Genomic DNA, 14,666 nt, shown 5'->3' on the forward strand with positions numbered 1-14,666 from the left:
GATAAAACGCCAGGCATTATTATCTATTAAACCGATAGGAAAAATATAAATAAAATCTGGGTTAGCATACTCAGAAAAAGAAATAAAACAACAGCATGCAGAGTTTTAGAACCGAAATAGAAAACCCAGTTGTAGAGAAAGATATTCTCGAATTGGAAAGAAAAATTAAGCTCTTTCATGACGGCAAGGTAGATGAGGAGAAATTCCGAAGCCTTCGTTTGGCAAGGGGTGTGTACGGTCAGCGTCAACCAGGCGTGCAAATGATCCGTATCAAATTGCCATATGGTAAGGTAACTTCCCAGCAATTAAAGCGTATCTGTGATGTTTCGGATGAATATTCAACTGGTAGGTTGCACATCACCACCCGCCAAGATATTCAAATCCACTATGTAGATTTGAACAGGACCCCGGAGCTTTGGGCAGAGTTGGAAAAAGATGATGTTACCCTTCGTGAAGCTTGTGGTAACACGGTAAGAAACGTGACGGCCAGCGAAACGGCTGGTATTGATGTGGATGAGCCGTTTGATGTTTCACCTTACGCCCATGCTTTGTTTCAATATTTCTTACGTAACCCAATTAGTCAAGAAATGGGACGTAAATTCAAGGTGTCTTTCTCTGCGAGTGATGAGGATACCGGTCTTTCCTACATGCACGATTTGGGCTTTATTGCCAAAATTAAGGATGGTGTTAAAGGTTTTAAGGTGATGCTAGGTGGCGGACTAGGTTCTCAGCCACGTCATGCAGACGTTCTTTTTGAATTCTTGGAAAGTGATAAAATCATTCCTTTGATGGATGGTGTGGTTCGTGTGTTCGATAGATATGGCGAGCGTAAGAGTAGAGCCAAGGCACGTATGAAATTCTTGATCAAAGATGTAGGTCTCGACGGTTTCAAGGATTTGTTGGAGGCAGAGCAAAAAGCGGTGCCGCATCAATCTTATCCCATAGATGCCGAAGCGTATCCAAAAGTGAAAATTGCGGATGCCCAGCCAAAAGAAGTGGAAATTGAAGATCAGGCTGCTTTTGAGGCTTGGAAATCAACCAATGTCATTCCTCAAAAACAAGAGGGTTATGTGGCTATTGGCATCAAAGTTCTTTTAGGGGATTGGTATACCGATAAGGCCCGACTTCTGGCCGATTTGGTAAGTGAATATGCAGCGGGCGAAATTCGTTTGAGCTTGCGTCAAAATATATTAATTCCTTATGTAAAGGAAGAGTTGGTGCCGTTTTTCTACAAGGCCTTGTCTAAATTAGGCTTTGCGGAGGCCGGCTATAACAAAGCTTTGGATATTACCGCTTGCCCAGGTACGGATACCTGTAATTTGGGTATTGCCAGTAGCACAGGTATTGCCGAGGAATTGGAACGAGTGATCAAAGCAGATTACCCGCAGTATATTTCCAATCCGGATGTGGTTATAAAAATTAGTGGATGTATGAATGCCTGTGGCCAGCACAACATGGCCCATATCGGTTTTCAGGGTATGAGCGTACGTACCAAGGATAAATTGGTGGCTCCGGCCTTACAAGTATTGTTGGGCGGAAGCAATGATGGTAACGGAAATGGCCGTTTTGCGGATAAGGTGGTGAAAATTCCTAGTAAGCGCGGTCCTGAAGCTCTGCGTTTGATTCTGGATGATTACGATGCCAACGGTAACGGACAATCGTATGCCGATTATTACCAGGAAAAAGGTCAGATGTATTTCTATGATTTCTTAACGCCATTGTCCGATGTAACCAATCTAACCGCTGAAGATTTTATCGATTGGGGTAATACCGAGCGATATGAAAAAGCTATCGGTGTGGGTGAATGTGCCGGTGTGGTCATCGATTTAGTAGCCACCTTGTTATTTGAAAGTGAGGAGAAAATTCAGAATGCGGTAGAAGCCTTTAACCAAGAAAAGTGGGCGGCCAGTATTTACTACTCCTACACTTCCATGGTAAATTCGGCGAAAGCTATTTTAACATCGGAAAAAACCAAAGTGAATACCCATGCGGGCATCATCAAGGATTTTGATGAAAAATTAGTGGCCAGCGGAAAAGTGGAATTAGGTAGAAATTTTGAGGAATTAGCCTTGCAATTGAATAAAAATGAGCCAACCGAAGCATTTGCAAAAAGCTATTTAGAAGATGCACAGCAGTTCTTGAAAACTGTGGAAGCATATAGGCAGCAAGAATTGGCAGAGGCCTGATATATGAGTGTACAAAAAACTACATATAATAAATTTAGTTGGAGAAATGAGCCCAATGAATCTACCGGGAAGTTGACCGTAATCGGTGCCGGTCCGGGAGACGTGGAGCTCATCACCTTAAAAGCGATCAAGGCTTTAAAGGCGGCGGATGTAGTTTTGTACGATGCCTTGGTAGCAACTGAATTATTGGAATACGCTGAAGTTGCAGAACAGATTTTTGTTGGAAAAAGAAAGGGATGTTATGCTTATCAACAGGAGCAAATCAATGATTTGATTGCGGAAAGGGCTTCACAAGGGCGTCACGTAGTTCGCTTAAAGGGAGGAGATCCGTTCGTTTTTGGTCGTGGAGCCGAAGAAATGGAATTTGCTGCTTCCCGCGGGATAGAAGTGGCCATGGTTCCCGGTATATCCTCTTGTTTGTCCGTTCCTGCCTCGCAGAATATTCCGGTAACGAAGAGAGGTGCATCCGAAAGTTTTTGGGTCATCACCGGTACCACAAAAGAGCATAAATTATCTGCTGATGTGGTCTTGGCCGCAAAAAGCAGTGCTACGGTGGTTATTTTAATGGGGATGTCCAAACTTGGGCAAATTGTTGAGCTTTTTAAAGGTGAAGGCAAAGCCGAAACGCCCATAGCCATTATTCAAAATGGTACCAGACCTGATGAAAAAGTAGCGGTAGCGACCATTCAAACTATTGAAGAAGAAGTTAGAAATAAAGAATTGGCAAATCCGGCCATCATTATTATTGGCGAAGTTGTTCGTCATAGGGCCCGTATTTTGGAGATTGCCAACCATCACAAATTAGAGTTAAGTTAGAAGTTATGATAAAAACGGACGTAATTATTGTTGGAGCCGGACCTACGGGACTTTTCACGGTATTTGAAGCGGGATTGTTAAAGTTGAAATGCCACTTGATCGATGCATTGCCGCAACCAGGTGGACAATGTTCAGAGATATATCCTAAAAAACCTATTTACGATATTCCTGCCTTTCCGGAAATTCTCGCCGGGAAATTGGTGGACAACCTTATGGAGCAGATCAAACCTTTTGAGCCGGGTTTCACCCTGGGCGAGCGTGCCGAAACCTTGGATAAGCAAGAGGACGGTTCTTTTATCGTAACGACTAACAAAGGTACTCAGCACCATGCTCCCGTTGTAGTTATCGCTGGTGGACTTGGTTCTTTTGAGCCCAGAAAGCCTCCTATTTCAAACATTGTTGATTTTGAGGACAATGGTGTGGCTTACATGGTAAAAGATCCTGAAGTATACCGCGATAAAAAAGTAGTTATTGCCGGTGGTGGAGATTCTGCTTTGGATTGGGCTATTTTCTTGGCAGATGTGGCTTCTGAAGTTTCTTTGGTTCACCGTAGAAATGAGTTTAGAGGTGCATTGGATTCCGTGGAAAAAGCCTCCGAATTGGCCAAGTTGGGTAAAATTAAATTGTTCACCGAAGCTGAGGTAAAGAAACTATATGGTGATGATAAACTAGAGGCTGTAGTTATCAAACACAACGATGCCGAAAAAGGAGAAACCTATTTAGAAGTAGATAATTTTATTCCATTGTTCGGTCTTTCTCCAAAATTAGGACCCATCGGCGATTGGGGACTCGAGATTGAGCGTAACGCAATAAAAGTGAACAACGCGAAAGATTACCAAACGAATATTCCCGGGGTATTTGCCATTGGAGATGTCAATACCTATGAAGGCAAGTTAAAACTGATTTTGTCCGGTTTTCATGAAGCGGCAGTCATGTGCCAGTATGCGTACCAAATCATCAATCCGGGTAAAAGGTTTGTAATGAAATACACTACCGTTGGTGGGGTAACCGGTTTTGATGGTTCTAAAAAAGAGGCTAAAAAAGAGGTGGTACAAAGTATATCCAATTAGTGCTTGCAAATAATCGTTTATAATTAGAAACCTCTCAAAATCAATTTGGGAGGTTTTTTTAATACGTTAAAGCTAGTTGAAAGTATATAATTCAATAATTATTGAATTTAGGGGATACTTTGGAAGTTATAAATACGCCCAAAGTACTAAAAAACTTTATCATAATTTGGTTTTGGTAAAGGCAAGACGTTACTTTGCATCCGTTCATATAAACACTGAAAAACGTTATCAAGAAAGGTGGAGGGAATAGACCCTTTGAAGCCTTGGCAACCCTTTCCTCAAAAAGAAGGTGCTACATTCTATCCCGTGTTGGGGCAGATAACAAAAGGCGTCCAGAGCCCTTTAGATTACCTAACTTGATATTGAATTAGTATGCTTATTAAACAGGCTTTCGTAAATGCCAATTGTTTGATGGGTAGTAAAAAAGTTTATGCCAAAAGGTAAAATGAAAGATATAAGGGAAATTTTAAAGGAGCGAGTTTTAATATTGGATGGAGCCATGGGTACCATGCTCCAACGCTACAAATTCACGGAAGAAGATTTTAGGGGCGAACGATTTAAAGATTGGGAGCATCCTTTACAGGGAAACAATGATTTGCTTTCCTTGACGCAACCGGAGGCGATTGCCGAGGTACACAAAAAATACTTGGAGGCCGGCGCCGATATTTTGGAAACCAATACGTTTTCAGGTACTACCATTGCCATGGCCGATTACCATATGGAAGATTTGGTCTACGAACTTAATTACGAGTCGGCCAGAATAGCCAAAGAAGTAGCCGACGAGTTTACGAAAAAAGACCCTAATAAACCTCGTTTTGTAGCCGGTAGTATTGGCCCTACCAACAAAACGGCCAGTATGAGCCCAGATGTGAACGACCCGGGTTTTAGGGCGGTTTCCTTTGATGAACTAAGAATAGCGTACAAGCAACAAGTAGAAGCTTTGTTGGATGGAGGTGCAGATTTACTTCTGGTCGAGACCATATTTGATACGCTGAATGCAAAAGCGGCGCTGTTTGCTATTGAAGAAGTAAAGGAAGAGCGGAATATTGACCCTCCCATTATGGTAAGTGGTACCATTACCGATGCTTCCGGAAGAACGCTTTCAGGGCAAACAGCGGAGGCATTTTTAATCTCCATTTCCCATATTCCCATTCTTTCGGTAGGTTTCAATTGTGCCTTGGGAGCCAATCAATTGGTACCCCATTTAGAGGTATTGTCGTCTAAAACGGATTATGCGGTATCGGCCCATCCTAATGCGGGTTTACCCAATGCTTTTGGGGAATACGATGAAACGCCCGAGCAAATGGCCGCCCAGATCAAGGAATATTTAGATAAAGGCCTAGTGAATATTGTAGGGGGCTGTTGCGGTACCGTACCCGAACATATCAATGCCATAGCGGAATTAGCTAAGAATTACACCCCTAGAGGTGTTTTGGTCGGGTAGTGTTTGGTTGATGGTTGATTGTGGCTTGTTGTTCGTTTATCGTTCACCGTTGATAGTTGTTCGTTGTTTGTTGTTGGTTGATTGTTGTTAGTTTTTTATGGCTCGTTGTTCGTTTCCCGTTCACCGTTGTCCGTATTTAAGTACAAGTGACAATTAGTTGAAATTAAAAATGGATTATAAAGAATTAGATGTTTGGTTGCAGGCAAGGGATTTGGTCAAGAAAATTTACATTTTGACCACATCTTTTCCGAATGAAGAACAGTATGGACTCACCTCTCAGATAAGAAAATCGGCTATTTCAATATCGTCTAATATAGCAGAGGGTTGTGGAAGAAAAACAGCAAAGGAAACCATATATTTTTTGCATATAGCCAGAGGGTCGCTTTTTGAATTGGAAACACAGGTTATTTTGGCTGATGATTTAGGGTATATTACTATGAATGCAGCAGAATTTTTAAAAGAAATAGAAAGAGTAAAAATGTTGCTAAATGGCTTCATTAACTACCATAAAAAACTATGAGCAGCGAACAACGACTAACGAGTAACGAAAAACGATTATTACGTTTGAGTGGATTGGAACCCCTTGTCGTTACCTCTGATACGAATTTCATCAATGTAGGGGAGCGTACCAACGTGGCAGGTTCTAGAAAGTTCTTGCGACTGATAAAGGAGGAAAAATTTGATGAAGCCTTGGATGTAGCCCGTGAACAGGTAGAAGGTGGGGCGCAGATTATTGACATCAATATGGACGATGGTCTTATTGATGGAAAGGAAGCCATGGTCAAGTTCTTGAATCTGGTCATTTCTGAACCTGATATTGCCCGCGTACCTATTATGATCGATAGCTCTAAATGGGATATTATTGAGGCTGGTCTGCAGGTAGTTCAGGGAAAATCTGTGGTGAACTCCATTAGCTTAAAAGAAGGCAAGGAAGAATTTGTTCGTCATGCAAAGCTCATAAAAAGGTATGGAGCTGCGGTTATTGTTATGGCTTTTGATGAGGTCGGTCAGGCAGATACCTATGATCGTCGAATAGAAATTGCTAAACGTTCGTATGATATTTTGGTGAACGAAGTGAATTTTGCACCGGAGGATATCATTTTCGACTTGAATATTTTTCCTGTGGCAACGGGAATGGATGAGCATAAACTAAATGCCATCGATTTTATTGAGGCCACGCGTTGGGTGCGACAAAACTTACCTTACGCAAGTGTGAGTGGGGGTGTAAGTAATGTGTCTTTCTCCTTCCGTGGGAACAATCCCGTGCGGGAGGCCATGCATTCCGTGTTTTTGTATCACGCTATTGAAGCAGGTATGAACATGGGTATTGTCAACCCCAGCATGTTGGAAGTCTATGACGATATTCCTAAGGATTTACTGGAAAAGGTAGAGGATGTGATCCTTAACCGAAGAGATGATGCTACCGAGCGACTGTTGGAATTTGCAGAAACCGTTGTAGGCAAAGCCAAGGAAAGCAAAGTAGATCTGTCATGGAGGGAAGAACCCTTGCAAGACCGTATCACGAGAGCTTTGGTAAAAGGTATTGACCAATTTATAACGGAAGATGTAGAAGAGGCCCGTTTGGCGTCAAAGCGCCCCATTGAAGTAATTGAAGGTCATTTAATGACAGGGATGAACGTGGTGGGCGATCTTTTCGGCAGCGGAAAGATGTTCTTGCCACAGGTGGTAAAATCGGCACGGGTCATGAAAAAGGCGGTGGCATATTTGCTGCCTTTTATTGAAGAGGAAAAACTTGAAAATCCGGATGGCGCAGAGGATAAGGGTAACGGCAAAATACTACTGGCAACGGTAAAAGGAGATGTGCACGATATCGGTAAAAATATCGTGAGCGTTGTATTGGCCTGTAACAATTATGAGATTGTGGATTTGGGAGTGATGGTGCCCCCGGAAAAAATTCTGGAGACAGCCATTGCTGAAAAGGTCGATATTATCGGACTAAGTGGTTTAATTACCCCTTCATTGGATGAAATGGTGCACTTGGCCAAGGAAATGCAGCGCAAAAACTTTAAGGTTCCTTTATTGATTGGTGGGGCCACGACCAGTAAGGCGCACACGGCGGTAAAAATTGATACGGAATACCAGCATTCCGTAGTGCATGTAAACGATGCTTCACGAGCGGTAACGGTTGTGGGTGATTTACTTCAAGAAGAAACCTCTCAAAATTATATAGACGGCATTAAAAGGGACTATGATGAGTTTCGGGTCAAGTTCTTGAGCCGAACAAAGAAAAAGGAGTATAAAACCCTGGAAAAGGCGAGGGAAAACAAATTCCGAATTGATTGGGAGACCAGCGAAATTGTACGGCCCGAGAAACTGGGTATTGAGGTAATTGAAGAAGTGAACTTGGAAGAATTGGTGCCCTATATCGATTGGACCCCATTTTTTAGAAGCTGGGAGTTGCATGGACGATACCCTGATATTTTGACGGACAAGGTGGTGGGGACACAAGCTACGGACCTTTTTGCTGATGCCCAAAAGATGCTGAAAGAGGTATTAGCTGCTAAAAAATTGAAAGGGAAAGGTATTTTTGGATTGTTTCCGGCGAACACCCTTGCCAACGAAGACGATATTTTGGTGGATGTGGAAGGAAAGGATTTTGTTTTCAGAACGCTAAGACAGCAGTTACAGCGTAGAGAAGGAGTGCCTGATTATGCCTTGGCCGATTTTATTGCGCCCGAATCAACAGAAAAGCAGGATTATATTGGCTGTTTTTGTGTGACCACCGGTTTTGGTACGGAAGAACTATCCCAACAATATCTAAAAGATTTGGATGATTACAATTCCATTATGATCAAAGCCATTTCAGATCGTTTGGCCGAAGCTTTTGCCGAATACCTTCATGAGAAAGTAAGAAAGGAATATTGGGGTTATGCTGTGGATGAAAGTCTGGACAATAATGCCTTGATTGATGAAAAATACAAGGGAATTCGTCCTGCTCCGGGTTACCCTGCTTGTCCGGATCATTTGGAAAAACTCACTATTTGGGAAGCTTTAAAAGTAGAGGAGCGTATTGGTGTAAAGTTGACCGAAAGTTTGGCCATGTGGCCTGCTGCATCGGTAAGTGGCTATTACTTTGCCAATTCCGAAGCCAGATATTTCGGTCTGGGAAAAATTAAAGAAGACCAAGTGAAGGATTTTGCCGAACGTAAGAATATACCCTACGAAGAAGCTGCCAAATGGTTGGCTCCTAATATAGCGGATGATTAGTGAGGTGGTTGAAAGGTTTAGGAAGTAGGACTTAAGACTTAGGACATAGGACGTGGGGTTGTTGATTTAAAGTTGATAATTATTAGACCTGAGTATTGAGATGTGAGTAGTGAGTGTTTAGTTATGAGTTATAAGTGTTGAGTTATTAGTTGGGAGTATTAGAAATGAGTAGTGGGATGTGAGTAGTGGGAGTATTTTTTACAGTAACGGGCTAGGACGTAAGACTTAAGACGTAAGAGTTGTTGATTAAAAGTTATTAGTATTTAGGCGTGAGTATTGAGATTTTTTTCCTTACGAACAACGAACAACGAACAACGAACAACGAACAACGAACAACGAACAACGAATATAAGCGTTAGGGATAGAGGCGGTATCTTTTGAGTGCTGGCTACTCAAAAATAAAGCCGAAAGCCCGACCCTTTTAAGGGAAACGCCCGAATAATAAGAAAGTTAAGTCAGAGAAAATTCTAATAATGAAGATTACCGACCATATTAAAAATGCACAAGGGGAGACCTTGTTTTCTTTTGAAATTGTGCCGCCGGTAAAAGGCAAAAATATTCAGCATCTATATGATAATATAGACCCGTTGATGGAGTTTAAACCGCCTTTTATTGATGTGACCACTTCTCGAGAAGAGTTTGTTTATCGTGAAAAGGATGGACTTCTTGAGAAACAAGTAACGCGAATGAGACCGGGTACGGTGGGTATTTGTGCCTCTCTACAACATAAATATGGGGTAGATACGGTACCTCATGTACTTTGTGGCGGTTTCACAAAAGAGGAAACGGAATACCTTTTGGTAGATTGCCAATATTTGGGAATCGAGAACTTGATGGCCCTGCGTGGTGATGCTAGAAAGGATCAGCAGTATTTTGAGGCGACCAAGGGAGGCCATTCCTATGCTACAGGCTTGGTAAGGCAAATTAAGAATTTGAACTCCGGTAAGTATCTGCATGATGATTGCGAAATGGATCATTTGCCCGACTTTTGTATTGGTGTGGCCGGCTATCCTGAAAAGCATTTGGAAGCCCCTTCCTTAAAATCCGATTTAAAAAGATTAAAGGAAAAAGTGGATGCCGGAGCGGACTATGTGGTCACCCAAATGTTTTTTGACAACCAGAAGTATTTTGAATTTGTAGAAGCGGCCAAGAATATAGGGATCCATATCCCTATTATTCCCGGAATTAAACCAATTGCTGTAAAGCGCCACTTACAGGTGTTGCCGCAGGTTTTTAGAATAGACCTTCCGCAAGATTTGATAGATGCGGTAGATGGTTGTAGCACCAATAAAGATGTAAGACAAGTAGGCATCGAATGGGCCATTCAGCAGTCTAGGGAGTTGAAGGAGGCCGGCGTGCCGGTGCTGCATTATTACTCCATGGGCAAATCGGATAATATTAAGGCAATTGCCAAAGAACTGTTCTAAAATATGTGCGACCCGGGAGGGTCGCTTTCTTTTTTAACGTATCCGCTTTGTAAATCGTTTGAGCTGTTTACCTTTGCCTGCCATGAACCTGAGGGTATTTTTTTGTCTGTTTTTTGTAGTGGTTTTTGCCCGTTCTCAAGAAGAAAATCGTGAGCATAGCTATACGTTGGATGCCAATGCTTTTTATGGTTCGATTATGTTGCACAATGCGGATATTTCGCATTTGATCCGCAATCACCCATCAGGAGTTATCTTGGGTTACAACCGGAAGACTTTTGGTCTCGAAGAGTGGCAGCAGTACTATAATTATCCGGATTTAGGAGCTTCTTTTATTTATCAAAATTCGCATAACGAGACCTTGGGAGATGCTTACGGACTTTATGCACACTTCAATTTTTATTTCTTTAAGCGGAATTTGCAATTTAGAATAGGTCAAGGACTGGCGTACGCGACCAATCCTTATGATCGGGAAACCAATTTTAGGAACAACGCCTACGGCTCCAAGTTTTTGAGCTCCACTTTTATGATGTTCAATTTTCATAAGGAGTATTTGTATAAAAACTTAGGTTTAAAACTAGGTCTATCGGTTATTCATTATTCCAATGCTAATGTAAAAGCCCCCAATACCTCTACCAACACCATTGCTTTTAATGCGGGTTTGGTCTACAGTCTTGATGGAGAGGAAATGGAATACATTAGCCAGGAAAAAGAAAAAATTACCGAACCAGTGCGATATAATCTGGTGCTTCGAGGAGGGGTGAACGAGAGTGATAATATAGGGCATGGGCAATACGGATTCTTTATTTTTTCGGGCTATGCCGATAAGCGCTTGGGGCGTAGAAGTGCCATACAATTGGGAACGGATGTTTTCTTCAGTAATTTTTTAAAGGAGTTGATTGAATTTCAGTCCGTATCATTTCCAGAAAATAATATTGATGCCGATACCGATTACAAACGTGTAGGCGTCTTTTTAGGCCATGAACTGTTTATCAATAAATTATCAATTGGTACGCAATTGGGGTATTACGTTTACTATCCTTTTGATTTTGAAGGAAAGGTCTATAATCGTTTGAGTCTCAAAAGATATTTTGGTGATAAACTTTTTGGGGCGGTAAGTTTAAAATCACATGGGGCGGCCGCTGAAGCCGTGGAATTTGGTATTGGTGTACGTTTGTAATACATAGAATTTGAAGAGCAAGTCAACATACAAATTAACAATTATAGGTCTGGATAGAAGGCAAGTTTCTCCTTGTGTTTCCGGGTTAGTGTTACTGTTTTTCATGTTAATGAATATGGCCTGCAATAGTGAATCAGCCCCCGATTGTCTCCAGGGTTCTGGGGAAGTGGTAATCACGGAAGTATCGCTTTCGGAATTCGATAAAATCACCGTTTTTGAGAACGTTACCTTGATTCTCAAACAGGGCGATACCCAAAAAGTGGAAATTGAGACGGGAGAGCATTTGTTGGAAGAAGTTTCGGCAACGGTAGAAGAAGGTAGATTACTGCTAAGGGATACGAACGATTGTAATTATTTTAGGGATTACGGACTCACCAAAATTTATGTGACTTCGCCCAATATCACCGAGATTAGAAGTAGCACGGGCTGGCCCATTTTAAGCGATGGAGTTTTGGGTTACCCAAGCCTGTCATTGATCAGTGAAAGTTTTATTAATCCGGAATCTGAAACTACGGATGGCGAATTTGATCTGGAGGTTGCTTCCAATAATTTGAGTGTGGTTGTGAACGGTATTGCCTATTTTAAACTTTCTGGGTCGGTTGAGAATTTAAGTTTGAACATTGCTGCTGGAGATTCCAGAATTGAAGCCGAAAGCCTTGTAGCAACCCATATTAACCTCAATCACCGTGGTTCCAATGATATGTTGGTATTTCCTCAGGAAAGTATAAAAGGTACGATTAGGAGCGTTGGTAATGTCATCAGCTTCAACAGACCTGCAGTAATTGCCGTTCAGGAAGATTATAAAGGAGAATTGATATTCCGTTGATTCCCTTATCTTAGGTCGAAAGAAAATGAATTCGTCAGCAGATGAATCCCATTAAAAAAATCATTGATAGTTTTTTCTCCCGAAAAAGGGTGTTAGGCCAAGACATCAAATTGACTGGATTGGCGAAGGCAGATGCTTTGTTGAACGATTTGGTAAATGAAGAAAAAGTACCCAGTCTGGCCATTTCGGTCTTAAAAGATGGGAAGCCTTTTTTTCAAAAAGGATACGGTTTTGCAGATTTGGAAAGCAAAAAGCGAATTGACCCAGAACATTCGGTTTTTAGAATAGCCAGTGTTTCCAAGCCTATCGCTGCTACGGCCTTGGCTCACATGGTTGCTGACGGCTTAATAGATTTGGACGCTTCCCTTTATGACTATGTACCTTATTTCCCAAAGAAGAAATGGGATTTTACCATTCGTCAATTGGCAGGTCATACAGCGGGAATTCGAGGTTATCAAGGCATCGAATATGGTTTAAATCAGCCGTATAGTATAAAAAAGGGAATCGATATTTTTAAGGGTGACGACCTGCTTTTTAAGCCTGGTACGGGTTACCATTATAATAGTTTTGATTGGGTGTTAATATCCTTGGCAATGCAGGAAGCTAGTGGCATTCCCTTTGAAACCTATGTTTATGGGAAAGTGCTCAGGCCCTTGGGGTTGAACTCTACTTTTGCTCCTACAGTTCAGAATTCTATATCTAAGCAATTTCAAAAGGCTATGGAGAAAAACGCCCTTCTGCATACCACTACTTTTTATTCCAAAGGACGAAACGGTTTCCGATTGGCAAAGGAAGTGAACAACCATTATAAGTTGGCCGGAGGTGGTTATTTGTCTACGACAACAGACATTGCGAAATTTGGGCAGGCGTATTTAGAAAATCAAATTCTTGATCCGAAGATTCTTCAACCTTTTTTGTCCGCTGGTGATGTAAATGGTACTTCTACCTCTTACGGTTTGGGTTGGCAGGTAAGTTCTGATTTCAAAGGTAGGCCCTACTTTGGGCATGTGGGCAACGGGGTTGGGGGCTATTCCAATTTTTATGTGTACCCAAAAGAAAAAATGGTCTTTAGTATTTTGATCAATTGTACGGACCCCAAAGTACAGGAACTACTGGATTTGGTAGTGGCTAGTTTGATATAAATAACTGATTGTACCAATTGAATATTATTAAAGTGGATGACGTAGAGAAAATATTTTTTGATTTGGAAGAGTATAGAAAATCCGAATCTGCTAATTGTTTTTATGCTTTGAATAAACCTCGGACTGTTTTTAAACTATATCTACTTAACTATATTGATCTTAAAAAGGAGCTGAAATCTTATTATGTTGATGATGATTTTCTTTTTTCAGATAATAGTTTAAGAAGGGCTAAGCAAAAAAATCTGTTGAAATGTTTTCAAAATGTATTATCAAGTGCTCGTATTTATGTTAGTATGTTCGTGGAGAATGATTATGAAGACGATTTTCATTGTTTTATGAAGGAATTACGTAACTATTCTATTCATAAAAGTGTATTCCCTTTAAGTTCAAGAATTAGGGTAACGCAAACTGAGGTTAAACGGTATGAAAGCTTCCAAATAGACAAAATTAAGAATGATTTATTAAACGAAATTGATAATTCAAAATCAAAAAAAGCAGGTTTAAAAAAAGCATTAAGTTTTATTCAGTCGCATGAACCGGAAATTATATTAAATGAATTATTTGAAAATTATTACTATAAACTGAAGAAGCATTATTATGAAATAATGATTCAAAAAATAAAAGAAAATAGAAATGAATTACTGAAGTTGCAAAATCTAGATATTTCAATTACAAGAAGGATGTTAGAAAATAATGTTAAGAATAGCTATTTGCTGACTCCTTCGAAACGACGTTATCTGTCATTTATTCTAAATAAAGTTTTATAGCTAAAAACGATTCATTATATCTTATTTAGTGTCCATTCCATTCAAAAGATGCTGTAATCGCTTCTGAAAGTATTTTGTTTAATTAATTGTTATTAATTTTAAACAAAAAATAATCATGAAGAAATTCACTTTAATAGCAAGTATCATTTTTATGGGGGTAGTAACTCAAGTTACGGCCCAAGAAATTACCTCCTTTCCGGGAATGTGGGGACACGATTTTTATCAGGATAAAGAAAAACTCACATGGAAGGAAGTAGATAAAATAATGTCTGAAAGCCAGGCGGCGCAACTGAATTGGCAAAAGTCAAAGAAAAATTTATTGGCCGGTAGTATCGTAGGAGCCCTTAATTTTGGTTCGGGAATCTGGTTCATCGTTAACGAGGTTGATAACAAACCTGTAACTGGTCCGGCAATCGCTTTTGCGGCTACTGGCCTCGTAGGTTCAATCTTTTTTCATAAGGCCATGAAAAATAAGAAAGAAGCAATTCTAAACTACAATGAAAGTTTGGAAAGGGAAACGTCATTCAAGTTGGTACCCACAAGCAACAAAAACGGAGTTGGCTTGGCTTTGAAGTTTTAGTGT

General features: G+C 40.7%; 12 protein-coding genes and 1 riboswitch. All 12 genes read left to right on the forward strand.

All coding sequences use genetic code 11. The features are described from left to right. Positions 1 to 95 precede the first annotated feature (95 nt). The 12 genes from IL355_RS17950 (at position 96) to IL355_RS18005 (ending at position 14,663) form a co-directional block, all read left to right on the forward strand. Entirely contained in the window at positions 96 to 2,186 is a 2,091-nt protein-coding gene (locus IL355_RS17950; protein ID WP_192463470.1) for a HEPN domain-containing protein, read from the forward strand. A gap of 3 nt (positions 2,187 to 2,189) precedes the next feature. Continuing rightward, on the forward strand, positions 2,190 to 3,002 hold the full coding sequence (gene cobA, locus IL355_RS17955) for a uroporphyrinogen-III C-methyltransferase (RefSeq protein WP_192463471.1): 813 nt from the start codon (positions 2,190 to 2,192) through the stop codon (positions 3,000 to 3,002). A 5-nt stretch (positions 3,003 to 3,007) separates the two neighbouring features. Beyond that, positions 3,008 to 4,072, forward strand: a complete 1,065-nt coding sequence (locus tag IL355_RS17960) for an NAD(P)/FAD-dependent oxidoreductase (protein ID WP_192463472.1) — start codon at positions 3,008 to 3,010, stop codon at positions 4,070 to 4,072. 222 nt (positions 4,073 to 4,294) lie between these two features. After that, a riboswitch (SAM riboswitch) is annotated at positions 4,295 to 4,397 on the forward strand. 120 nt (positions 4,398 to 4,517) lie between these two features. Beyond that, the gene (locus tag IL355_RS17965; protein WP_192463473.1) at positions 4,518 to 5,516 is read left to right on the forward strand and encodes a homocysteine S-methyltransferase family protein; all 999 of its coding nucleotides are present in this window, start codon (positions 4,518 to 4,520) and stop codon (positions 5,514 to 5,516) included. A 169-nt stretch (positions 5,517 to 5,685) separates the two neighbouring features. Continuing rightward, a complete protein-coding gene (locus IL355_RS17970; RefSeq protein WP_192463474.1) occupies positions 5,686 to 6,036 on the forward strand; it encodes a four helix bundle protein in 351 nt (116 codons plus the stop codon). Next, positions 6,033 to 8,744, forward strand: a complete 2,712-nt coding sequence (gene metH, locus IL355_RS17975) for a methionine synthase (protein ID WP_192463475.1) — start codon at positions 6,033 to 6,035, stop codon at positions 8,742 to 8,744. Before IL355_RS17970 ends, metH begins: the two co-directional genes overlap by 4 nt. A 473-nt stretch (positions 8,745 to 9,217) precedes the next feature. Then, complete coding sequence (gene metF, locus IL355_RS17980; protein WP_192463476.1) at positions 9,218 to 10,171, forward strand: methylenetetrahydrofolate reductase [NAD(P)H]; 954 nt, start codon at positions 9,218 to 9,220, stop codon at positions 10,169 to 10,171. Positions 10,172 to 10,253: 82 nt separating this feature from the next. Then, positions 10,254 to 11,348 carry an acyloxyacyl hydrolase gene (locus tag IL355_RS17985; RefSeq protein ID WP_192463477.1) on the forward strand — a complete coding sequence of 365 codons (1,095 nt, stop codon included), beginning with the start codon at positions 10,254 to 10,256 and terminating at the stop codon, positions 11,346 to 11,348. A gap of 115 nt (positions 11,349 to 11,463) precedes the next feature. Beyond that, the gene (locus tag IL355_RS17990) at positions 11,464 to 12,174 is read left to right on the forward strand and encodes a head GIN domain-containing protein (protein ID WP_225621325.1); all 711 of its coding nucleotides are present in this window, start codon (positions 11,464 to 11,466) and stop codon (positions 12,172 to 12,174) included. A 41-nt stretch (positions 12,175 to 12,215) separates the two neighbouring features. Further along, positions 12,216 to 13,316 carry a serine hydrolase domain-containing protein gene (locus IL355_RS17995; RefSeq protein WP_192463479.1) on the forward strand — a complete coding sequence of 367 codons (1,101 nt, stop codon included), beginning with the start codon at positions 12,216 to 12,218 and terminating at the stop codon, positions 13,314 to 13,316. Between the two features lie 32 nt (positions 13,317 to 13,348). Beyond that, positions 13,349 to 14,083: a hypothetical protein gene (locus IL355_RS18000; RefSeq protein ID WP_192463480.1), complete on the forward strand. Its 735-nt coding sequence runs from the start codon at positions 13,349 to 13,351 to the stop codon at positions 14,081 to 14,083. A gap of 115 nt (positions 14,084 to 14,198) precedes the next feature. Further along, positions 14,199 to 14,663, forward strand: a complete 465-nt coding sequence (locus IL355_RS18005) for a hypothetical protein (RefSeq protein ID WP_192463481.1) — start codon at positions 14,199 to 14,201, stop codon at positions 14,661 to 14,663. Positions 14,664 to 14,666: the final 3 nt, after the last annotated feature.

Source organism: Euzebyella saccharophila (assembly GCF_014855495.1).
Classification (GTDB): Bacteria; Bacteroidota; Bacteroidia; order Flavobacteriales; family Flavobacteriaceae; genus Euzebyella; species Euzebyella saccharophila.